This is a genomic window from Crassaminicella indica (genome assembly GCF_019203185.1).
Lineage (GTDB): Bacteria > Bacillota > Clostridia > Peptostreptococcales > Thermotaleaceae > Crassaminicella > Crassaminicella indica.
In genome coordinates this window covers 2056493-2080232 of sequence record NZ_CP078093.1, presented here as the reverse complement: position 1 = coordinate 2080232, position 23740 = coordinate 2056493, and the positions used below count along the sequence as shown (strand labels likewise).

Genomic DNA, 23740 nt, shown 5'->3' with positions numbered 1-23740 from the left:
CTTTTCATCTATAATCTTTTTTGATATCATCGTATAAATTCAAAACTGCTTCTTTTATATTATTGATTTCTCCAGCTTTATACCTTTTAAGCACATCACTATATACAATCCTTTCAAAAATATTTCTTCTTATATAGACTTCTTCAATATCTTTTAAAACAATCTTCCTTAAAGCTCCTAAAGCATTGATAAAAGCAGCATATTCTTCTCCAAAAATTTCTTCTAACTCTTCTCTTATTTTTTTAGAAAGCATAGGACTTTTTCCATTTGTTGAAACAGTTACATGCAAATCTCCTCTTCTTATAACGCTAGGAACTGTAAAGTCGCAAAATTCTGCTTTGTCTATTACATTCACAAGAATCCCCTCATTTCTTGCTTCTTCTAAGCAAGACTTATTGACCTTTCTTTGGTCTGTTGCAATGAATGCTAGAAAACTCCCCTTTATATCTCCAAAGCGATATTCCCTTTCTATTAGTTCGATATGCTTCTCTCGTTGTAATTCTTTTAATCTTGTTGTACTATTAGGGCTTATCACCTTCACTTTAGCACCACACTCTAGGAGAGCAAGTACTTTTCTCTCTGCTACCTTTCCTCCCCCAATCACAACACAATTCTTTCCAAATATATTTAACATGATAGGGTAATACTTATCCATATATTTCACTCACTTTTTCTATTAAAAGCTTCATATTCTCAAAAATATTCTTATATACTATATTAGGTCTTTTAATTAAAATTACAGGAATCTCCATTCTTTTAGCAGCTTCCAATTTTTGTATAATTCCTCCAATGTCACCACTTTCCTTAGATACCATAACATCTATTTTATATTTTTTAATCATTTCCATATTCATTTCTATAGAAAAAGGCCCCTGCATTGCTATAATATTTGAAGGTTTAATTCCTAATTGTTCACAGCTTTTAATAACTTTGCTTACTGGTAGTACTCTAGGAAATAATCTTTCTTTTTTTAAATCTTTTGCAAAAATATCTAATGTTTTGCTTCCTGTAGTCAGCAAAATATTGCCATCTATTTTTTTTAATATTTCTACCCCTTCTTCATAAGTAAAAGCATATTTGATCAGATTTTTATACTGGTCTAAATCTACATTTTCTCTTTGAAACCGAAAATAAATAGTTTTTGTATTTTCACAAGCATCCATAGCATTCTTTGACACTTCCACAGCATAAGGATGCGTTGCATCAATCAAAACCTCTACCTTTTTTTCTATTATTAACCTTTCCATTTCTTCCCTATTTAGTTTTTTAGAAATAATACTACACAAATCATTTTTTTCAATAAGAGTTCCTCCATAAGCTGTAGCTGTCGTTACAATGAGTGGATACCCCTTATCTAAAAGAATGCTAACAATTTCTCTCCCATCCTTTGTGCCGCTTAAAATCATAATCATAATTGATAACCTCTAGGAGTAATCATTTTTCCGTTTTTTACATAAGTTTTACTATTTCCAATAATTACTACCGTCAACATATCAATATTGTACTTTAACATGTTTTCAAGGTCAGTAATAATTACTTCTTCGCCATCTCTTTTTGCATTTCTTACTATTCCTACAGGTGTATCCTTTTCCTTATACTTCATTATAATTTCTCTTGCTTCTTCAATTTGATAAACACGCCCTTTACTTTTAGGATTATAAAGTGCTATGATAAAATCTCCTTTAGCAGCACATTCAATTCTCTTTTTTATCAGCTTCCAATCCGTCAATAAATCACTTAATGATATTACTGCAAAATCATGCATCATTGGTGCTCCAAGAACAGAAGCTGCTGCACTAGCTGCAGTAATTCCAGGGATTATTTCTATTTCAACATCTGCATTCCGTTCATACTTCACTTCAAGCATAATCCCTGCCATTCCATACACACCTGCATCTCCACTACTTATAATACAGACTCTTTTTCCTTCTAATGCTTTATCAATAGTCAAATTACATCTTTCAACTTCTTTTTTCATTCCTGAATCAATTACCTCTTTTTCATCTAACAAATCCTTTATTAAATGAATATATGTTTTATATCCTATAACAACTTCTGAATCCAAAATAGCATCTAAAGCTCTCTTGCTCATATGTTCTCTACTCCCAGGCCCTAGCCCTATTACATATATTTTTCCTTTATTATGCATTCTGCTGCCTCCCTTTCTTCCTACAGCTATATATATTTGCTCCAAACAATTCGCTTGCAATTTTTGCATACAACTTCCCTTTTCTGTCTTCTCCCGCTCTCTTTAGATTCAAAATAGGTCTTTTAATTAATTTCTTCGCCATGCTTCTCATAACAAGCTCAATAAGTTCCTTATCCTTTTGTGAAGCTTTATCAAGCCTTTTCATCAAGCTTTCTATTTCTGATTCTAATATATAAAAGCTTTGCTCTTGAATTTCTTCAATGACTGGAAATACAGGAATACAATTATACCAATTTTCGAATTGAATACATTCTTCAATAATAATCTTTATTGCATCTTGTGCAGCTTTAAGTCTTGATTCCATATTTTCAAGTGATACTTTTTTTAGTTCATCTAGTTCATATACAGATATCCCCTCTATGTTTTTTATTTGAGGATCTACATCTCTTGGCATTGCAATATCAACAATACAAAGTCTATGTCCATTATAGAAATTCTTTTTGAATTCTTCATTTTTTAAAATATAGTGGGGCGCACTTGTCGAAGTAATAATAATATCTACTTTTGAAATCATACTGTAGCGCTCTTTAAATTCCACAACCCGAATCTCTCTGTATCTTTCAGATAAATCAACAGCATGTCCTACCGTTCGATTTGTTACATATATTTCTTTTACCCCTTTATATATTAAATTTTCTATAGCAATACGGCTCATTTTACCAACACCTATAACCAAAACCTTCTTGTCCTTTAAATCATCAAAAATATCTTCAATCAATTTCACAGCAATAGAACTAATGGATAATGAATTTTGTGATATTGATGTCTCTCTTTTTATTCTCTTTGCCGTTGTAATAACTTCTCTGTATAATTTATTTAATATTTTTGATGTACAGCCTTTTTCCAATGCATATTCATGAGCATTTCTTACTTGTCCTAATATTTGGTCCTCCCCTAGCACCAAAGATTCAAGCCCTGCAGCTAATTGAAACACATGCTTTACTGCTTGATCTGAATATTTTACAAAAAAATACATATCCAGCACATTTTTTTCTACATGAAAAAAATCAAAATAAAAATCCTTTAAATACTGAATTCCTTCATTCACATCTGTAACTACAGCTGTAATTTCACTTCGGTTACAGGTTGATAAAATAACTGCTTCCTTCACATGCTCACTTTTTTTTATAACAGCATACGCCTTTTCTAAATCGCTTTTTGAAAAAGAAACTTTTTCTCTGATTTCAATTGGAGAATTTTTATGATTTATCCCTACTACAACAATTTCCATTTTCTACTCACCTTCTCTAAACACCGCTATTGTTATACCGTCATAACCCTTCTTTTTTTGAAGCATTTTTCCAGCTTTACTAGTTAAAAATGCAGCAGGCTCACATACTGCTCCAACGCCTATTTGTTTTTTTACAAATTCTGATTGTTCAAATTGACTTTCTACTTTCTTTATATCTTTTCGATCTACTATTATTAACGGTACTTTTAATACTTTTGCTGCTTTTATTAGTCCTTCTTCATTCTTTTTTACATCTACTGTTGTTATATGCTTTATAGATTTTTTTGAAAGCTTCAATATATTAAGAGTATCCTCCACAGCATTTATAATTTCTTCTTCTGTTTTTCCACGCCTACATCCAATACCCAAAATAATATTTTTAGGTCTAAGTACTACACAATCTATTCCTATAGGCTTATTGATATTTTTTTCTGATATGTAAATAAGACCTTTAAATTTATCATCTATATTCTCTTTGTCAACTTTTATGATATTAAGTGGCATCTCTTTATCTATAAAAATATCTGAAATAAGTCCAACCTTTTCGCCATTTACAATATGGGCTGTTACCTTCGTTGCATCATAAAAATCTTCTATCTCACAATCTAATTCCATTGCTAACGTATCTACTGCTATAGATTCATTCACATCTGAAGCAGTCGTAATTACAGGATTTGCATTGATCATTTTTGCAATTTTTTTTGTGTAGTCATTTGCACCTCCTATATGTCCAGATAAAAGACTGATTACATTTCTTGCTCTTTCATCTAATACAATTACAGCAGGATCTGTTTTTTTATCTTGAATATAAGGAGCAATAGCTCTTACTACAATTCCTGTAGACATAATAAAAATCAAACATCTATATTTATGGAATATTTTTCCTATAAATTCAGTCATCTTCCCATCAATTTTTTTTATATTTTCACACTCCATATAAAACCTCGGATGTACATATAAAACAGCTTGGTCTATAGAATTAAGTAACTTTAAGCCAAGCTTCATACCACCCTTTGTTAATGTAATAATTGCTTTATTCATTATTTTGCAGTCCTAAATTCATGACTGAATGTCTTATCATAAAGCTTAGAGTACTCGTACTCATTTCCCAGGAAATCCCCTACTAAAATTTGAGCTGTTTTATTAATCTCAGATTCTTTTACTTTTTGTGTAATATTTTCTAATGTACCAATTACAACTTTTTGATCATCCCAAGTAGCCTTTTGAATCACTGCAATAGGTGTTGATAAAGGATAATGGGTTAAAAGCCTTTTTACTACTTCTTCTATCATATGTACTGATAAAAATATACACATAGATGCTTTATGCTCAGCTAATTTTTCAAGGCTTTCTTTTTCAGGAACAGGCGTTCTTCCTTCCATCCTTGTTAAAATAACTGTTTGGGTAACTCCTGGCAAAGTAAACTCCTTATTTATAGCCGCTGCCGCTCCAACAAAAGAGCTTACTCCTGGGATCACCTTATAACTAATTCCCTTTTCTTCCAATATATCTATCTGCTCTCTTATAGCTCCATAAATACTTGGATCTCCTGTATGCACTCTAGCTACGAGTTTCTCGTCTTTTACTGCTTTTTCCATTACTTTAATTACTTCTTCTAATGTCATTGAAGCACTATTATATACAACTGCCGTATCTTTTTTACAATCAATGATCTCCTTATTTACAAGAGAACCTGCATAAATAATTACATCAGCCTCTTCAATAATTTTCTTTCCTTTTACCGTAATCAAATCAGGGTCTCCTGGACCTGCTCCAATAAAATATACCATTCTTTATTGCCTCCCTTTGTTTTTTATCCCTGAAATAATATATATAGGATTTAAACCTTCCATTAGCGTATATCTTCCTAAAGCTTTTCCTCTAGCAATATTCACTGATATCACATCTATATCGCAAAATCCATTTTTTTTAAGATTTTCAATAGCTTCATATAAAGTTTCTATTGTTATACAATTTATAACACATATACCATTTTCTTTTAATTTGTCATAGCAAATATTAATGATTTTTTCTAATTCTCCTCCACTACCACCAATCATAACTCTATCAAAGGAATCTAATTCCTTTAACTTTTCTGATGCTTTGCCGTGAATAATTTTTAAATCAACTTCAAATTTTTCACTATTTGCTTTGATTAATTCTATACCTTCTATATTTCTTTCAATAGCAATTACTCTACCCTTTGTACAAATATGAGCAGCTTCAATAGCAATAGATCCTGTACCTGCTCCCACATCTATCATAGTAGAATGCTCTTCTAATCTCAGCTTAGATAAAGTTACAGCTCTTACTTCTTCCTTTGTCATAGGAACTTTTCCTCTAATAAATAATTCATCAGGTATTCCTGGCGTTTTATAAGTCCATTTCATCCTTTATCACCACCACTGACATGCCAAAGTCTGGCATGTTTATAATTTCTTCAGGCTTTCCCTTAGTAATTTTCTCATGATCATAAGAAAGATTTTCTCCTATAACCATAAGCTTTCCGCTTATTTTATTTTCGACTAATTTCCTCGCAATCTCCTTAGGAGAATATTTATAATCTGTAAGTAATATAACTTTTTTATGTTTTTTTATCGTCTCTATAAAATCAAAGGTCCTTCCATGCAAGCTTCCAATAAATGCATCATGCCATGATTCTTTAATTTTTGCTGCTAAATACTGATAAGAGCTAATTCCCGGAATAACCTCTAATTCACTTGTTCTAAAGTGCTTCTTTAAAAAATTAAGCATACTGTAAAAGCCTGTATCACCTGAAAGCAAATAAGCAATTTTTTTATCATATCTATTTTCCTTCGTATATTTTATTAGCTTATCTAAATTTGATCCAATATAAAAGGTTTCTTTATTAAGATGTTCAAAATACTGTAAATTTCTTTTTCCACCTATTAAAACATCACAACTTTTTATAATTGCTGTTGTAACCGGCAGTATATATTCTTTGCTTCCAGGCCCCATACCGAGAACATACACCTTATGCATTTTTAAATTCCTCCAACAATTTTTTTGCTCTATCTCCTACCCCTAAAATCTTCTGATCCATAGAAAACATAATAATGCCAACCTCTAATTGATCATAAGCTCTACTTTTACACCTATTTTCTGCTTTATTACATAAAACTTCAAACACTCTTTCATATCCATTTTCTTCTATAATTTTGATGGCAGCTTCCGTTGTAACACATTCAAATAATTCCTCAATAACTTTTGTAGAAGCTCCTAAAAGAGCCAAATTCGATGCTATAATTTCTATTCTTCCATCTGCCACTTTACTGTGAGTATGAAAAATCCCTCCAGAAAGCTTTACAAACTTTCCAATATGTCCAATCATGAGTACTTTCTTTATCTCATTTGCTATACATTGTTCAAGCATAAAGCCTATAAAATTACTAGTTTTTATAATATGCTTTTCATTAAATTGATAGTGCTTTACAGCTAAATCTCTTCCATAATTTCCTGGCACTAAAATTAGTTTTTTTATTCCTTCTTGTACAGCCATTTTTAGCTCAATGGCTAGAGATTCCTTAAATGCTTCCTCTGACATAGGTACAACAATACCAGATGTTCCAAGAATAGAAATTCCACCTACAATTCCTAGTTTGGGATTAAAGGTTTTCTTTGCAATCTCTTCCCCTTTAGGAACAGATATAGTAATGATTGCTCCCTTATTTTTGGGTAAAACCTCTAATACTTCTTTTTGAATCATCCTTTGGGGAACAGGATTAATAGCAGGATTTCCAGGAGCTACAGCTAGTCCTGGTTTTGTAACAATCCCTACTCCTTTTCCCCCTTTAATCTCAATCCGTGGTTCATCAATAATATCAACTCTAGAGGTTATCAAAATCCCGTGGGTATTATCAGGATCATCTCCACCATCTTTTTCAACAGAACAAATAGCAAAACCTTTTCCTATATTATATTCTTTTATTTCTATATCAAGCTTCCAACCCTTTGGTGTATCAATCCTAACAAAATTCATCTTCTTTTTTGTCAAAGCCATAATAGCAGCAGCCTTTGAGGCAGCAGCAGCACATGATCCTGTTGTATATCCATATCGCATTTTCTTTCCGTTCTTTACAATATATCTATCCACCATCTTTCTCCCTCTTCTTCCTACAGCATATACAAAATAGCATTCACAATAGCAGCTGCTACAGTGCTTCCTCCTTTACGCCCCCTTGTAACAATATATGGAACATTTAATTTTTCAAATTCTTCCTTAGACTCAGCAGCTCCAACAAATCCTACAGGTACACCTACTACTAAATCCGGCTTTACCTTTCCTTCTTCAATAAATTGTTTTAATTTAAATAAAGCAGTAGGCGCATTGCCTATGACAAATATTTTGTTCTTTTCATCTTTTATCGCCTTTTCCATTGCTGCCATTGCTCTTGTTGTTCCTTTTTCTTTTGCTGTTTTTGCTACATCTTCATCTGATATAAAGCAATGCACCTCTCCTCCATATTCTGAAAGCTTTTTCTTATTAATTCCTGACATTGCCATTTTTGTATCTGTCACTATATGTCCACCTGATTTTATTGCCTTTTTTGCAGAGTTAATAGCATCTTCTGAAACAACTAAAATCTCTGCATATTGAAAATCTGCCGTAGTATGAATCACACGCTTTACGATTTTTGCTATATCCTCTGGAAAAGTTTTATCTCCTAATTCTTCTGTGATAATTTCAAAGCTTCTCTCTTCAATTAAATGTGGAACCTTTATATAATCACTCATATTTTCTCCTCCTAATCTTCCGATACTATGCTTACGCCACCCTTTACCATCTTCGCAAAATAATATTTATAATAATATTCATAAACTCCTTTTTCCTGCAATCTATCCACTAATTCTGCTCTATGTATTTTATTTTTTTCAAAAATAATGCCAAGTACTGTACCACTGTGAGCAACATTTACACCATAGCATCCAAGCTTTAAAGAAATATCTACAATCTCTTCAAGCTTTTCTTTATATAAAATGTTTTGATTTGCTAATGCACTAATTGTCGCTGCTTTTCCTAAAAGTGAAGGATCTCTTTTTTCATAGCCTAATTTAAATATTTCATAAGCTTTTTCCACTTTAGGTTTATTAATCGCTCTTAAACAGCTATAATCCTTCCTTCTAAAAACTTGCGTATTTAAGCTTTCCTGTGATTCTAAAATCAATATATCTAAGTTTAGATCCCAATCAAAGCTATTTATCCTTACTCCATTTAAATGATCAAAAAGAGTTAATGTATGAAATATTGTACTATCTGTTGGTTCAATTTGTGTACAAATCTTTGCTAATTCATCTAAAGATATTTCTTTTCCTATTAATTTTGCTGTTACTGCTACCGTTGCTGCAATATCTGCTGTACTGCTTGCCATTCCCTTCTCAATAGGTATATTAGAATCTACTTTAATTGATAAGGTATCTCCAACACTTTTATGCAAACCAAAGTAATCAATTGTTTTATACATAGCATTTATAGCTTTTTTAAATTTTGGATCTCTAACTGGAGCTTTTTTTTCCTCTACTGTTACAGATGAATAAATATTTATTGGATAAGATATTAATTTTTCTCCCTTTCCAATGATTCCTTGCAAAAGTTCTCCGCAAGAAGCTGGACAAATCCCTTTAACCTTCATATAGTACCTCTTTTAATGCTTTTATAAAAATTTCATTTGATTTTTTATCTTTGATCGCTATTCTATAAAATGAATGATCTAAATTTTTATAATTGCTACAGCTTCTTATCAATATTTTATTTTTTAAAAGTGCTTCTTTTAAATCCGTTTTATGTTCTAAAAGCTTAAATAATATATAATTCCCATTAGGCTTGTACACTTTAATCTTATTGATTTTTTTTAATTCATTAAAAAAAGCTTTTCTTTCTGATATAATCCATTCTCTACTTTTATTGATATATATTTGATCCTTTAAAACCATTCCCGCCATAGCTGCATAACTATTAATCGTCCAAGGCTCTTTATGATCATTCATGCTTTTTAATAATCTACAGTTAGAGGTAATGCCATAACCAATTCTCAGACCTGGAATAGCATAAAACTTTGTTAATGCTTTAATAATAAAGAGATTTTTATATTCTTTTATATACAAAAGCATTGTTTCCTTTTTGGGTTCATCTACAAAATCAATAAAAGCTTCATCAAGCATAAGATAAACATTATTTTTCCTACAATGCTTTAAAATCTTTACCATTATATTTTTTTCGATTAATTGACTTGTTGGGTTATTTGGATTGCAAAGAATTACTAAATCAAAGCTTTCATCAATAACTTTTAAAATATCCTGCTCCACTGCAAAATCATTTTCTTCCTTTAAATTATAATACTGTATATTACTTCCTGCTCGTACCAACGCTCGCTCATATTCTCCAAAAGTAGGAGCAATGAGCATGCTTTTCTTTGGTTTTAAGCTTGAAATCATTGAAAATATAACTTCCGTTGCACCATTTCCAACAGTTATATATTCTCTAGGTATATGATATTTCTCTGCTATTGCTTGAATTAACTGATGATATTCCGGATCAGGATAATTTTCAATACTATCTATATTTTTAATCAAAGCTTCTTTAAATCTCTTAGGTACACCAAGGGGATTTATATTTGCACTAAAATCAATAATTTCTTCCATTTTTATCCCTAATTTTTCTGCAATTTCATATATATTTCCACCATGTTTTACTTTTTTCATCCTATCCGCTCCTATATACCTATTTTTACAATCGTCAAAACAATAAAACATACTGCTGACGTAATATACATAATTTTTATACTTCTAGCTATATCATCTTTTTCTAATGACCTTAATAGATCTCCTATCGTAGGCTTATAAACCTTTTTTCCAAAATATGTATTTATTCCCCCTAATTGTATTCTTAATGCTCCTGCTACAGCTGCTTCTGGATATGCACAGTTTGGACTTTTGTGATTTTTCCTATCTCTTTTTATTATGTATATACAATTTTTCCAATCATATTTTAATAAAAAGGTTGCTAAAATCATAAATATCGCTGTTAATCTTGCAGGTATATAATTTAAAATATCATCAAATTTTGCAGAAGCCCAGCCAAAATATAAATATTTTTCATTTTTATATCCAACCATAGAATCCAATGTATTAGCTGCTTTATAAGCCATCCCTAATGGTGCACCCCCTATAAAAATATAAAATAAAGGTGCTATAATACCATCAGAAGTATTTTCTGCAACCGTCTCAACAGTAGCTCTTATAATTTCATCTTCATTTAATTCACTTGTTTCTCTTCCAACAATATATGATAAAAATCTTCTAGCTTCTCCTATATCATTTTTTTCTAATTGCTTTAGAACCTTTCTACTTTCCACATCTAAGCTCTTTGTTGCCAGTATCTGAAAAATCAAAAAAGCTTCTACACCATATCCTAAATAAGGATTTATATACGCAAACACCTTAATCATTAAAAATGTTATAATATATGCACTGCATACTATAATAATTGTCAAAAATATCCCTAATAATTTTTCATCCTTATTACTCTTAGCATATTTTCTTAAAAATTTTTCTGTATTTTTTATCCCATTCCCTATAAACTTTATAGGGTGTGGAATCCAGTAAGGATCTCCCCATATTAAATCTGCTATGTAGCCAATTCCTATTGTAATCATCCTTATTCACCCTGAATAATATTGTATATTTTTTCTAAATCTACATGTTCACGAACAATTTTTGCAAGCTTATCATATTCCTTTTCCTTAAATAATTCGAAGCTTTCTACATTGCTTTCTTTTTCATCTAATCCCTTAGCTTTTCTTATATTATTTAACAACTTTCTTGTAAAGCCAATATTATCAAATATACCATGAATATAAGTACCCATTACATTTCCTGACATACTCACAGCTCCATCCTCAATACAAACCTCATCATCTAATCTTTTCTTGATATGATTTAACACAAAGCTTTCTTTTCCTAATTGGGTTTGACCCATATGGATTTCATATCCCTTTATCTTCATCCCCTTGATTCCTTCAAAATTATTTTGAACTTTTGCTACAATTTCTGCCTCTACTTGTGTTGTCGTCTTTTCTAGTTCAAAAACAGTTTCTATATCTAGTAGCCCTAGTCCATTAATTTCCTTTATATCACTTTCTGTTCCGTAAGGGTCACAAAGTCTTTTACCCAACATCTGATATCCCCCACAAATTCCTATAATTAATTTTCCTTCTTTATTTAATCTGAAAATTTCTTTAGCTAAACCTGTTTCCTTTAAATAAATCAAATCTTCAAGTGTATTCTTAGAACCAGGTATAATCAACATATCTGGATTTCCAATCGATTGTCCTCTCATGACATATCTTAAATTTACATCTTCTTGCGTTTCAAATACATTAAAATCTGTAAAATTAGATACATGGGGTAAATAAAGAACAGCAACCTCTATTTGTCCTTTATTATTTCTTTCAGTCCTAAATCTTTCAGCCAAACTATCCTCATCTTCTATTTGTACATTATAATATGGAACTACTCCTAAAACAGGAATACCCGTTAATTCTTCTAACATTTTGATTCCAGGTTTTAATATCTCTACATCTCCTCTAAATTTATTGATTATAATTCCTTTTACTCTCTTTCTTTCTTCTTCTGTAAGGAGCATAATCGTTCCATAGATAGAAGCAAAAACCCCTCCACGGTCTATATCCCCAATAAGGATTACATCTGCATCTGCCATTTCTGCCATCCCCATGTTTACAATATCCTTATCTCTTAAATTAATTTCCGCAGGACTTCCTGCTCCTTCTAATACTACAATGTCATAATGCTTTGCTAATTCATCAAATGAATCTTTTACCATTTTTGCTAAGGTTGGTTTAAACTCATGATATTCTACTGCTGACATATTCCGATATACTTTACCATTTAAAATCACCTGACATTTTTTATCTGTTGTTGGCTTTAAAAGAATAGGATTCATGAGTACACTAGGTTCTACTTTAGCAGCCTCAGCCTGCACCACCTGAGCTCTTCCCATTTCCATTCCCTTTTTTGTAATATATGAATTTAGTGCCATATTCTGTGATTTAAAAGGAGCTACTTTGTAACCATCTTGATAAAATATCCTGCAGAATGCTGCTGTAAGCAAACTCTTTCCTACAGAAGAAGCTGTTCCCTGAAACATTAAACTTTTACTTTTCATATTCTTCACAACTCCTATTCTTAAAAGATATACAATTTTTTATAAAGTCATTTGCAATGCTCATATTACTATAAAAATGAATATGTGCATACGCCCCTAAAGCATTATACTTTTTAAATCCACATTTCCACGTCTTAACGATTTCTCCATTTCTTATTTTATTCACAGTGTATACATATTCATCTTCTTTAATATCATCTACTGTTGAACGATGAAATTCATGGGCTTTTACAGAATATTTTTTTTCTGCAATTGCACAAGATTTGTCGATATTTACATAAACATATCCAAATCTTTGAAGCCTTTTTGTCATACTGGCTTTTGTATTAAATATACCTACCATTTCATACTCTCGATTCTCTAATGTGGTAATCCCTTTTGACAGATACATAAGCCCTCCACATTCAGCATAGGTCGGCAAACCTTTCTCAATAGCTTTTTTAATACTATTTCTCATAGAAATATTTTCTTCTAAATCCTTTGCAAATATCTCTGGAAATCCTCCCCCTATATATAACCCGTGGAGATTTTTAGGTAATTCCTCATCTTTTAAAGGACTAAAATATACTATGTTTGCTCCTAAAGCCTTTAATAAATCTAAATTATCTTCATAATAAAAATTAAAAGCTTTGTCTAAAGGAACTCCAATGTTTACATTTCCTACAATCCTTTTATATTTTTCTGGTTTGTATGAAATTTCTTCGGCTGTTCCTGCAATAGCCAATAGTGCATCTAAATCAATAGTTTCTTCTACCATCTTAGCGATTTCATCTATTTTCCTTTTTAAGTTCTCTACCTCTACACTAGGTACTAATCCTAAATGTCTACTTTTCAACTCAATATTTTTATTAGGCTTTAAAAAACCAATACATTTTATTTTTGTATCTCTTTCAATGCTTTCTTTTAATAAATCATAATGAACTTCTCCTGAAATGTTATTAATAATAACGCCCTTTATATTTACACCTTCATCATACAACTTATATCCTAATACTTGAGCAGCTGCACTTGAAGACATTCCCTTTCCATTAATAATTAAAATGACAGGTGCATTTAGAATTTTCGAAACATGCGCTGTACTTCCTTCATCTTTTTTTACTCCATATCCATCATATAAGCCCATAACACCTTCAATAACAGATATATCCTTATTCATCGCATTTTTAGCAAATAGTTTTATAATACTATTTTTATCTAGCATCCAGCTGTCTAAGTTTCTAGATTTATTGGCTGTTACAAAAGTATGAAAAGCAGGATCGATATAATCTGGTCCTACCTTAAAGGGTTGAACCTTTATTCCCCTCTTTTTAAGAGCAGCCATAATTCCAGTAGAAATAGTAGTTTTTCCTACTCCGCTTTGCGTGCCTGCTATCACAAATCTAGGCAATCTCATAGTAATCATCCCTTCACAAAAAATGCCCCGACCATCACTAGCCAGGGCATGAGCATTAAAACTTTCTCTTCCCTTCCCGCCGAAGGTACTTCAAATGAATCAAATAGGCAAGTCTCCTGACTCGTGAATCACTTTACTCTCGATACCTTCCCTATATGCTAGGTGGTATTTTACCGATTTCATCCTCACTCACAGTAGCGGGGGCTGTGTCGGATTTTCACCGAACTTCCTTTTTAAGTCTTACGACACCCATTTTCATTATTCACTTTATTCAATCCTATCAAAATACGACATTTATTTCAACAGCTTTTATTTTATATAAATACATATCATTGATTTAGTCCAATCAGAACAGGCAATTTATCAACCATTTCAATTGTAGTAATACCACAGTTTTCTATTTTATACTTCCAATAATCTTCTATCCCATTCCCAATCAAATAAGCTAAAATAGCTCGAATACATCCTGCATGAGATACTATCAAAATATTTTTATCCTTATATTCAGCAATAATATTATCTATAGACGATGTAACCCTTTTATACATATGCCTTACACTCTCTCCAAAAGGAGGTGCATAATCAATCCAATCCGCTTCCCATCCACTTAATTCTTTTGCATATTTTTTCTTTATTTCTTTATAGCTTAATCCCTCCCATAGACCAAAATTCATTTCTCTTAACTTTTTTTCTAAAATAATTTTTTTATGATGATACTTATTAATCATTTCTGCCGTTTTCATGGTTCTATTCAAATCACTTGTAATAATATAATCTATCTTTCTTTCTTTTAATTTTTCACAAACCTTCTTTGCTTGCATCATTCCTTTTTCAGTAAGCTCCACATCATTCCATCCACAATATAATCCCTTATTATTATCTTCTGTTTCTCCATGTCTTACAAATATCAACTTCAAATAGCTCCCCACCTTCTCTTATATGCTGGAAAAATAAAGTAAATATACTAATTCTGAAAGCTCACATAATGCTCCTAATGTATCTCCTGTCATTCCTCCTATTTTACTGCTAATGTGTTTTATATACCAAATACTAAACAAAAAACATATTAGAGTAAAAGGAATTGCTCGAATATTTATAAAGGATATACAAATTGCAATCATTACTGCTATTGCTAAATGCTTGTTGTTGGTCTTTCCTATAAACAGATTTCCCATTCCGCTACTTCTTGCATATACAGAAAATCTTGCAGCATAAACAATAGACAACCTTGAAAAAACAGGCATAAGTAGTAATACTCCATAAACATCTGGTAATGAAAAGCTATAAATGAATGCAATTTTTAAAAGAATAGTACAAAATATAGCCAATGCTGCATTTGTTCCTAATCTACTATCTTTCATAATCTCTAATATAATTTCCTTTGGTCTATTACTATAAATCCCATCGAAGGTATCTCCCAATCCATCTAAATGCAGTCCTCCAGTAATAAAAACCTCAGAAACAACTGATATAGTAGCAGCCAAAAAAGCACCTCCTAGCTTATATCCTATATAATGAAAGGATACCATAAACATGCCGATGACAAGCCCTACCAATGGAAAATATATAATCCCATCTGAAAAATCTTTTTCATCTACTTTTAAATACAAATTAATAGGAATACGAGTTAAAAACTGAAGCATTACAATAAATTTTTTCATAGCATTTCCTCCTATTTCAACCTCATAGGAATTCCTGAAACAGTAAAATACACTTCATCCGCTTCTCTTGCAATAAGTTGATTTATTCTTCCTGCAATATCTCTAAATATGCGAGATATTCTATTTTCAGGCACAATTCCCATTCCTAATTCATTAGTAACCATAATACACCAAATGTCTTCTTCTCGAATGGCTTTTATAAGCTTAATAATCTGGTCTTTTATCTTTTCTTCAATATTGTCTATAACTTCATGACTGATTTTGTCCCAATTTACATCTTCTTCAAACATTAAGTTTGTTACCATAATAGTAATACAATCTAACAGTATTACCTCATGCTCACGCTTTATTTTAGGGATCATTTTATATAAATCATTATAGCCTTCATAAGTTGTCCATATCTTTGGTCTAGACTCCTTATGTTTTTTTATTCTATCCTTCATGCCCTCATCAAAAGGAATAGCCGTAGCCAAATATGCAACATTTTTCTTTTCAGCTTTTGCTAAGCTTTCTGCATAATTACTTTTTCCACTTCTTGCACCACCTGTAACCAGTGTAATCCTTCCTCCCATACAATCACCTCTTTCTAATCTTTCACACTATATATTTCAAAAAAATATGTCCCTTTTAAAGGGACTGTTAACTAAAGATAACTATATCAAATTTTGTATATACACGCAATTTATACTCCTATACAAGCTTAAATCACCTATGTATCCTTTTATGCAGATTGGCTTTGACCCTTCTGCCTTTTATATTCTTCCTTTGCTAAAAGCCATTGTTCTCTAGCTAACATGTCTAACTTTCTTTTTCTTTTAATTTCCCTATTGCTTACTGCCTTATTAAACCAGTCAATTGCCTCATCATATTGCTCTAATCTTCTATTTAATTCCCCTAGCAAATATAATAAAGAAACTTCATCTAAATTTCCAATAGGTAAAGGTTCATATCGAAAAGCTTCTTCAAAGCAATTTACAGCATGACCGAGAAACTCTAGTTCTCTCTCTTCACCAATATATCTATACAGCCATGCTAGTCTAAGGCAAAGCATCCCTAATATACCCTTTTTCTGATTCATTAATTCCGCACAAAGCAAAGCCAATTTATAAACCTCAATAGCATTATCAACTGTTCTTTCCTTTCCCAAATCTCGTTGTACCCATTTAGGTGAAATCTCTGATAAAATCATTTTTTTACCCAAAGGACTAATTTCCTGAAATACACTTTCAAGAGCAGCATATCCACAATTTGGACAAGCAAACACTGCATAAAATATCGGGTTTTCTCCATTATAATATACACAAAAATCTGTATCTCTTTTTTCTACTCTCACAGCAGAGCTTCTAACTTTCTTAGTGTGAAAAACATTCTTGCATACAGGACATTGTATCTCTTTGTCATATAGTACTTTATTCATTGCTTCACCTCTTTAAAACCTGTATTTGCTAGTCTATTTTTTGCTACAACTGCTCTTAATTTATTGGATAGAGTCTAGCTCTATTTCCTCTGTAGAATTCTCCTCAATATTTTGTGAAGGAATATCTGTCTTTTCATCAGCTTGTATTCTATCTTTAGAATTTTCTTTTTCATTATTTATATTTGATACAGGAGGTTTTTTGGTCCCTTTAATAATAATTTGTTTTTTCGGTTTATAATAATCCTTTGAAATTTTCTGTTTTTCCACAACTTTTCCATTTTCATAAATAATCCTATAAGTAGTAACCTTATATCCATCTCTTCCCTTTTGTTCTATTTTTTCTTTTCCTTGCAGCAAATTCGCATCATATCTTATTTCTAAAGGTCTTTTCACTACTTCATTTTGTTCTGTTATTACTCTTATAGTTTTATTATCCATTTTACAACCATATATTTTCACAGTTAATAAATTTTTCTTTATATAGCTTTCTATATAAATTGGAGTATTCATTATGTTTTTAAATTTAAAATCTAAAACACCATAAGAAACTGTTGCATCTAATCCTTTTGCTACATAGCTAGAAGGAAGAGTATGATTATATCTTTCAACTACTTCTAAATTGCTTAGCAATATAGCATTATATAATGTACTAGATACTTGACACACACCACCACCTAATCCTGGTACTACCTCTCCTTTTACTATAATCGGCGCATCTTTATAGCCAAGTTCCTTCCTCCTCGGTCCTACTATCTTATTAAATGAAAATATTTCCCTAGGCATAAGAACTACCCCATTTATTTTATTAGCTGCCAATCTGAGGTTTTGTGTTCTTCCCTTTCTATTAATATTAAATTTTGTAGTATATTCTCCTAGCAAATCATGAATGGTACTCAAGCTCTCTGAAGTAATTCGAGGCGAAATTATTTCAACAGGAAGTTCTATCGTAATTTCATTTTCAAATTTATTTTTCAGCAATTCCTCTGATAAAAGCATCTTTGTTTTTTCTACATCTAATTGTTGCCCCACATGCTCATCTCTAATTGTGAATTTTCCATTTATCCTAGTAATCGTAGCATCCTTTGCAGGTTGATTAATAGCATTTTGCATAGCATATATAACACCGTTTAATTTTTCATTATCATAAACAGGAGATAAACTTATATTATGAGGAGCTGTATACAAAGATAGAATTTTTTGTAACCTTTCAAAATAATTTCCTTCTCTTCCTATCTTATAAGCCTCATTTACAACCTTCGTATAATCAAAATCATATCCTATATCGCTATTTTTTATATTCCAAACTTTATCTCCGTATATAAAATGAATTTGTCCTACAGTTAATATATCTCTAAAGTGATTTTGTATCTTTTTTTGTGCTTGTGTAATAGACAAGCCTCCAACATCTAAATATTCTATCGTTACACCATCATAAATAGTATCTTTATAAAGAAGAAAAAAAACTATACTTGTAATAGAAATAAGAAAACTTAATAAAACAATGATAAGTGCTATGCCCGTATTTGATTTTGGGGCTTGATCTTTTCCTTGTAGATCCAAAAAACTTCCCCCTTTGGTAAATTTTATTACAAAATCTTATAATGTATTTTATTATATGATAAAAATCTATATACCAAATATCCTACAAGTTTTCTCCATTAAATAGTGTAACATAACTTTTTAACATTTACTACCAATATCATTTTGTAACATTTTTTTCGTACATGCATAGTATGTATTGGACATGGATCCACAGTTAGTTTTCCCCCTTTTATTAATGGAGGGGATTTTCTCCCTCCTTTTTTTAAAATACAGTAATATTTTTTATTCCTCTACATATAATATTATTGAAAATAAATTATCGCGGAGTAGAGCAGCGGTAGCTCGTCGGGCTCATAACCCGGAGGTCGTAGGTTCGAATCCTGCCTCCGCAACCAAAACAACAACTAGAGAAAGCTCTCTAGTTGTTTTTCCAATATATTTCTATATCATCTCCATTTTTTATCGGATCTGTATACCCTACTTTTTTTCCATTTAATTTCATAATAAGGATTCCCTTTACTTTTGTTCTGTCAAAATCAAAATAATCAAAAATATCTACAAAAATAAGCTCCCTATTTTTTTTTGGTATTTCAATTGCTTGTCCATTAATACTTACTTTAATTTTATTATTTTCTACTTTATTTTCATTCACCGATACCGCTGCTTTTCTATCTAGCGTTACAATCTCATCTTTATGCTTTAATCTATAAGCTTTTTCAACCTCTACCCCATTTACACGCACAATAGTTTTTTGATAATCAACATTAAATCTTTTTAAAAGCTCCTCTACTGTATGAATTTCCTCAAAAGTTATATGATCTCCATCCATGATCTTATAATCCATAGGAACTTCTTTTCCATTTACCAATAATTTATTCATTAAATGAATATCTAGCCCATTAAAATTTATAGAATTTATGTCCTTTATTAAATCTTTTAATGAAATACTCGCATCTACTCCATCAATAGCCCATTCAATTTTAATTTGATCTTTATGATTAATTTCTTCATCAAGACTGCTCAGCTTTCCATTCAAATAAATTTTTGCTGGCTCTCCAAAACTCCCTTTTATTGTTTTTATTTGCCCATTTATATAAATATTTAAATTCTTCCCTCTTCTAGCAATTAATCTTTTCGCATTAATCCCTGCTCTAATCAAAGCATCTGATACAAAAAGCTTTTTAGTATTGAATAATTTTATCAGCTCTTCATTCACACTTATTTCTATAAAATTATCATCTCCATCCTTTACACTGATAATACCAATTCCAATAGGTGTAATAAATTCCGGACCTTCGAGCTGTTTGCATAAAAATTCTATATTTTCAATAATCTCAGTGCCTCTAATAGCTACTCTTTCTGGTCTTAATCCTAATTTATCTGCTAAATATTTTGTCAAGGTTGGTATTTGACTCCCTCCACCTATACAAAAAACAGCACTTGGTGATTTTCCATTATATTGAATTACTTTTTCTGCAATCTCAAAAGCAAGCTTTTCAATAACAGGAGCTATTTTATCTACTATTTCTTCCGTAGTCATTGTATAAGGAATTCCTACAATATCCTCAAAAGTGTGACTATCCTTTTTATTTAACTCTACTTTTAGCCTTTCAGCAGTATCAAAATCTAACAAAAACTCCTTAGCAATTGCTTCTGTTATTTCATCTCCTGCAATAGATGCCATAGCATAAGACACTACCGTTCCATCTTGTGTTATAGCAATATCTGATGTCCCTGCCCCTATATCAACCAATGCTAAATTTAATAATCTAAGTTTAGGAGGAATTGCAACATGAATAGCCGCAATAGGCTCAAGTGTTAAATGGATTACTTCTAGTCCTATTTTATTCATTACAGAATATAAGCTATCTACAACAATATGAGGTAGAAAAGTAGCTAAAATATCAGCTTGAATCTTATCACCCCTATGCCCTTTTAAAGATGTAATCATATTATCATCTAAGTAATAATTTACTACTGTATATCCAACACAATAATATTTTGTATCTTTGCTACTAATCTTGTTATCTAGCATCTCCTGTGCCTTTTGTATCCCTTCAATTTCTAAACTATTAATAGTCCCTTGCTCGATTTCTTTTGTACTATCAATCTCTCTGCTAACTTGAACTCTACAAGTTTTTAAAGCTCGACCTGCAGCTGCAATAGCTACTCGTGTTAATTTAAATCCTAATCTATTCTCAAGTTTTTCTTTTACTTTTTTTGCAACCTGAGCAACCTTATCAATATCATGTATTTGTCCATCATACATAGCACGACTTGAATATTCCATCATCTCAACATCTATGACCATAAACTTCTCATCTTCTTTTTTGGCAATAATACCTACAACACTCTTTGTACCAATATCCAATGAAAAAATAGCTTCATGTGGACTTATTTTGGTCAATGTAGAATCTGTCATTTTTCGCACCTCTTTCACATTTGAACCTTTATCTTTTTATTATATTCTTCATAATTTTACAATTTCCTTTTTCCATCGCCATCTATTATTTCAAAAACTCCGGCTACTCCGGAGTTCTAAAAATTATCTGCTACTCTTTTATATCTTTTCTTAAATGCTTTAATATTTCATCAAGCTTTGCTTTCTTTGCTTTTTCAAATTCTTCCTTTGCTATTTCTAGTATTTTTCCTTTTGTTACCTTTGCCGCATAGCTAAGGGCATTTGATACTACTGGTATTCCTGATGCTCTTGATAGGATAAGAATGATTTTATCATAATCTTCTCCTACACCCGGACCATATCCATATCCTAAGCCTTCATAGCTTCCTCCCGTTGTGAATGATGAAAATACTTTCATCATAATATTTCCTGTAAGCGTATCTGTTACCATCACATCTGCTGTTCCTGCAAGAAGATCATTTCCTCTCATTATGACTCCGCCATCTGAACGCATAGATTCTGCAAAGTTAATATTATATCCATTATCTCTTAGTTCCTTTAATGCTCTTTCTACCTGTCTTGCTCCATCTACATTTAATATTCCTACTGTTGGATTTTCTATCCCCATCGCTTTTGCTGTAATTATTCCATACAATGCATTTTTTACCATTGCCTCTGTTCTATTTACTGATGATGTTCCTGTTGTTGTTCCTATAAACATTTCTTTTCCATATCCCGGTGTGATTACTCTTCCTACTGTTGACACACCAACTGGAAAGCTGTAGTGCATAGTTACACATGCTTTTATGTATCCACTATCTAATAATTCCTCCATTTTTTTATGCATATCCTTCTCTGATTCTACTTCTACAATTTCTAAATATGTATCCACCTTTGGTCCAATAAGAACAATATCAAAGTTTTCTCCTTTTTTTGCTGCTATTTCAGCACCCTTTACTAAATTTTCTATGCCATGCTCACTTCCTAATATTGTAAGGCCTATCCTTATTTTTTCTCCAAATTCGCCACTTTTTATAGCATCAGCAATTTCTATAAAGGTTTTTCCTATTATTTGTTTCACCGCTCTTTTTTGTCCCATAATCATCACCCCTATTCCTTTAGTAGATGTGATGCGAAATCTTTCATAGCCTCCGCTATCATATTTTTTATCTCTTCTTTTGATACCCCTACTGTTTCTTCTACTCCTGAATTTCTTTCAATAACTACAGATACACCATCAAACAGGTTTGTCATACGCCCTAAAAATAAGCTTCCCTTTCCTATAATCATCACTCTATTTAATTTACCTTCTGTTAAATCCTCCTTAGCAAAGCCTATATAAGGAACTCCTGACGGAATATGTCCTTGTGTTGGTGCCCAACCAGGCATACCATGTTCTTTCACGAAATTTAGAAGCTCTTTTCTATCTAATTCTTTTCTTTTAACTCCTAAAGCACCAATCATTTTGTAGTTTGCCTCTGGCACGTCTCCTGCTCCTGCTGGTTTTGTAATATCTGGATTCTGCATTTCAACAGAATATTTATCAATATCTGTAATCTTCAATCCTCCCTTATCAAGAGGTGCTGTAACTAGTGAAGTGATTACTGCTTGTGGAGATGAACCTGTACCTACTGTATGTCTTCCTACTAAATCCGTTCTAATGATTGGATTTATACCGTCATTTTTACTAACAAGTATTGCAAATGCACCTACTACATCTTCTAATATAGGCAATTCTTTTTTTACATGGTCTTTTCCATTCATTCCAAGCTTTGCTGTAGCTCCTCCTGCTACTATAACTACATTCTCATAGGTTCCAGCCTTTACAAGAGATGCTGCCTGAATCAATGCATGAGTTGGTGCTGCACAAAAGCCTCTTGTATCTGAACCTGTTGCATTTATAGCACCTGAACATTCTGCAATAGCCTTTGCAAAGTTTCCTCCACCTCTTTGATTCATATCTCCACAAGCTTCCTCTGAACACTCTATAATATAGTCAATATCTGCTACATTGAGATTATTCTTATCAACAAGATGTTTAAACGCAAGTACACCAGAAGCTTTTACTACTAAATTTTCAAAAAGAATATGTGAAGTTAAATTTGCATCTACATCATGAGCTCTTTTTACACAACCAACTAAATTTCCCTCATGATAAATAGCTTCAGCATTCTGCTCATTTATAAACTTCTCAATTTCAGATAATTCTTCTCCTTCTTTTAGCCTTGCTACATCATCCTTCAATAAATGATGATGCCTAAGCTTTTCTTTTAATATTTTATTAAAGCCCTTTTCTATTTTTACAAGATCAAATGCATCTACAATCTTCATAAGCGCAATGAACTCATCCTGAGGCATAATTTCTCCAAATTTCCCAAAACGATCCTTGCAATTAGCATCTTTACTACACCACGGCAAAGCATATTCTCTTAATTCCTCTGGATGCATATTCCCTATGTACACTTGATTAGGAGCATAATTTAAAACCTCTTCATAGCTTCTAATATGTTCTGGAAGCTTTTTAAGGTATTCTGAATCAGGGTTTGTAACTCTTTCTGTAGTCTGAGTTGTTCCATTATGAATGATCATATCAGGAGTATGTACAAGAACATATCCTGCACCTTTAATTACTGGCTTATTCATTATTTATACCTCCAAAACCTTAATAAATGGGTGATATATAT

22 protein-coding genes, 1 tRNA gene, 1 pseudogene and 1 riboswitch are annotated in these 23740 nt (G+C 31.6%); of the genes and pseudogenes, 1 reads left to right on the top strand and 23 read right to left on the bottom strand.

Features of this window, described 5'->3' with window-relative positions:
* Positions 1-4: 4 nt before the first annotated feature.
* The 20 genes from KVH43_RS09790 to KVH43_RS09695 form a co-directional block, all read right to left on the bottom strand.
* A complete protein-coding gene (locus KVH43_RS09790) occupies positions 5-655 on the bottom strand; it encodes a precorrin-2 dehydrogenase/sirohydrochlorin ferrochelatase family protein (protein WP_218282356.1) in 651 nt (216 codons plus the stop codon).
* Positions 648-1412, bottom strand: a complete 765-nt coding sequence (cobK, locus tag KVH43_RS09785; RefSeq protein ID WP_218282355.1) for a precorrin-6A reductase — start codon at positions 1410-1412, stop codon at positions 648-650. Before cobK ends, KVH43_RS09790 begins: the two co-directional genes overlap by 8 nt.
* The gene (gene cobJ / locus KVH43_RS09780; RefSeq protein ID WP_218282354.1) at positions 1409-2149 is read right to left on the bottom strand and encodes a precorrin-3B C(17)-methyltransferase; all 741 of its coding nucleotides are present in this window, start codon (positions 2147-2149) and stop codon (positions 1409-1411) included. Before cobJ ends, cobK begins: the two co-directional genes overlap by 4 nt.
* Entirely contained in the window at positions 2142-3440 is a 1299-nt protein-coding gene (gene hemA / locus KVH43_RS09775) for a glutamyl-tRNA reductase (RefSeq protein ID WP_218282353.1), read from the bottom strand. Before hemA ends, cobJ begins: the two co-directional genes overlap by 8 nt.
* Positions 3441-3443: 3 nt before the next feature.
* Complete coding sequence (gene cbiG / locus KVH43_RS09770; protein ID WP_218282352.1) at positions 3444-4481, bottom strand: cobalt-precorrin 5A hydrolase; 1038 nt, start codon at positions 4479-4481, stop codon at positions 3444-3446.
* Positions 4481-5230, bottom strand: a complete 750-nt coding sequence (gene cobM / locus KVH43_RS09765; protein ID WP_218282351.1) for a precorrin-4 C(11)-methyltransferase — start codon at positions 5228-5230, stop codon at positions 4481-4483. The genes cbiG and cobM overlap by 1 nt, the downstream gene beginning before the upstream one ends.
* A 3-nt stretch (positions 5231-5233) precedes the next feature.
* Complete coding sequence (cbiT, locus tag KVH43_RS09760) at positions 5234-5830, bottom strand: precorrin-6Y C5,15-methyltransferase (decarboxylating) subunit CbiT (RefSeq protein WP_218282350.1); 597 nt, start codon at positions 5828-5830, stop codon at positions 5234-5236.
* Positions 5814-6443: a precorrin-6y C5,15-methyltransferase (decarboxylating) subunit CbiE gene (cbiE, locus tag KVH43_RS09755; protein WP_218282349.1), complete on the bottom strand. Its 630-nt coding sequence runs from the start codon at positions 6441-6443 to the stop codon at positions 5814-5816. Before cbiE ends, cbiT begins: the two co-directional genes overlap by 17 nt.
* A complete protein-coding gene (gene cbiD / locus KVH43_RS09750; protein ID WP_218282348.1) occupies positions 6436-7557 on the bottom strand; it encodes a cobalt-precorrin-5B (C(1))-methyltransferase CbiD in 1122 nt (373 codons plus the stop codon). The genes cbiE and cbiD overlap by 8 nt, the downstream gene beginning before the upstream one ends.
* A 17-nt stretch (positions 7558-7574) precedes the next feature.
* Complete coding sequence (locus KVH43_RS09745; protein WP_218282347.1) at positions 7575-8195, bottom strand: precorrin-8X methylmutase; 621 nt, start codon at positions 8193-8195, stop codon at positions 7575-7577.
* 11 nt (positions 8196-8206) lie between these two features.
* Positions 8207-9091 (bottom strand): GHMP family kinase ATP-binding protein, encoded by an 885-nt coding sequence (locus KVH43_RS09740; protein ID WP_218282346.1) that lies wholly within the window; start codon positions 9089-9091, stop codon positions 8207-8209.
* Positions 9081-10160: a threonine-phosphate decarboxylase CobD gene (gene cobD, locus KVH43_RS09735; protein ID WP_218282345.1), complete on the bottom strand. Its 1080-nt coding sequence runs from the start codon at positions 10158-10160 to the stop codon at positions 9081-9083. Before cobD ends, KVH43_RS09740 begins: the two co-directional genes overlap by 11 nt.
* Positions 10161-10171: 11 nt before the next feature.
* A complete protein-coding gene (gene cbiB, locus KVH43_RS09730) occupies positions 10172-11113 on the bottom strand; it encodes an adenosylcobinamide-phosphate synthase CbiB (RefSeq protein ID WP_218282344.1) in 942 nt (313 codons plus the stop codon).
* 2 nt (positions 11114-11115) lie between these two features.
* Positions 11116-12642, bottom strand: coding sequence for a cobyric acid synthase (locus tag KVH43_RS09725; RefSeq protein WP_255547733.1), 1527 nt, complete (start codon positions 12640-12642; stop codon positions 11116-11118).
* Complete coding sequence (locus KVH43_RS09720) at positions 12632-14035, bottom strand: cobyrinic acid a,c-diamide synthase CobB (protein WP_338028336.1); 1404 nt, start codon at positions 14033-14035, stop codon at positions 12632-12634. Before KVH43_RS09720 ends, KVH43_RS09725 begins: the two co-directional genes overlap by 11 nt.
* Positions 14036-14124: 89 nt before the next feature.
* Positions 14125-14303, bottom strand: a riboswitch (cobalamin riboswitch).
* A gap of 61 nt (positions 14304-14364) precedes the next feature.
* Positions 14365-14952: an alpha-ribazole phosphatase gene (gene cobC, locus KVH43_RS09715; protein ID WP_218282343.1), complete on the bottom strand. Its 588-nt coding sequence runs from the start codon at positions 14950-14952 to the stop codon at positions 14365-14367.
* A gap of 18 nt (positions 14953-14970) precedes the next feature.
* Positions 14971-15696, bottom strand: coding sequence for an adenosylcobinamide-GDP ribazoletransferase (cobS, locus tag KVH43_RS09710; RefSeq protein WP_218282342.1), 726 nt, complete (start codon positions 15694-15696; stop codon positions 14971-14973).
* Positions 15697-15707: 11 nt separating this feature from the next.
* A complete protein-coding gene (gene cobU, locus KVH43_RS09705) occupies positions 15708-16268 on the bottom strand; it encodes a bifunctional adenosylcobinamide kinase/adenosylcobinamide-phosphate guanylyltransferase (RefSeq protein WP_218282341.1) in 561 nt (186 codons plus the stop codon).
* A gap of 149 nt (positions 16269-16417) precedes the next feature.
* Positions 16418-17113 (bottom strand): DUF2225 domain-containing protein, encoded by a 696-nt coding sequence (locus tag KVH43_RS09700; protein ID WP_218282340.1) that lies wholly within the window; start codon positions 17111-17113, stop codon positions 16418-16420.
* A 60-nt stretch (positions 17114-17173) separates the two neighbouring features.
* Positions 17174-18673, bottom strand: a complete 1500-nt coding sequence (locus tag KVH43_RS09695; RefSeq protein WP_218282339.1) for a VanW family protein — start codon at positions 18671-18673, stop codon at positions 17174-17176.
* A 302-nt stretch (positions 18674-18975) separates the two neighbouring features.
* Here KVH43_RS09695 and KVH43_RS09690 point away from each other — a divergent pair.
* Positions 18976-19050, top strand: a tRNA-Met gene (locus KVH43_RS09690).
* 23 nt (positions 19051-19073) lie between these two features.
* Here KVH43_RS09690 and KVH43_RS09685 read toward each other — a convergent pair.
* The 3 genes and pseudogenes from KVH43_RS09685 to grdC form a co-directional block, all read right to left on the bottom strand.
* On the bottom strand, positions 19074-21077 hold the full coding sequence (locus KVH43_RS09685; RefSeq protein ID WP_218282338.1) for a cell division FtsA domain-containing protein: 2004 nt from the start codon (positions 21075-21077) through the stop codon (positions 19074-19076).
* A 145-nt stretch (positions 21078-21222) separates the two neighbouring features.
* Positions 21223-22161, bottom strand: a pseudogene (gene grdD, locus KVH43_RS09680) (glycine/sarcosine/betaine reductase complex component C subunit alpha); the annotation flags it as partial.
* A gap of 5 nt (positions 22162-22166) precedes the next feature.
* Positions 22167-23699, bottom strand: a complete 1533-nt coding sequence (grdC, locus tag KVH43_RS09675) for a glycine/sarcosine/betaine reductase complex component C subunit beta (protein ID WP_218282336.1) — start codon at positions 23697-23699, stop codon at positions 22167-22169.
* Positions 23700-23740 lie beyond the last annotated feature (41 nt).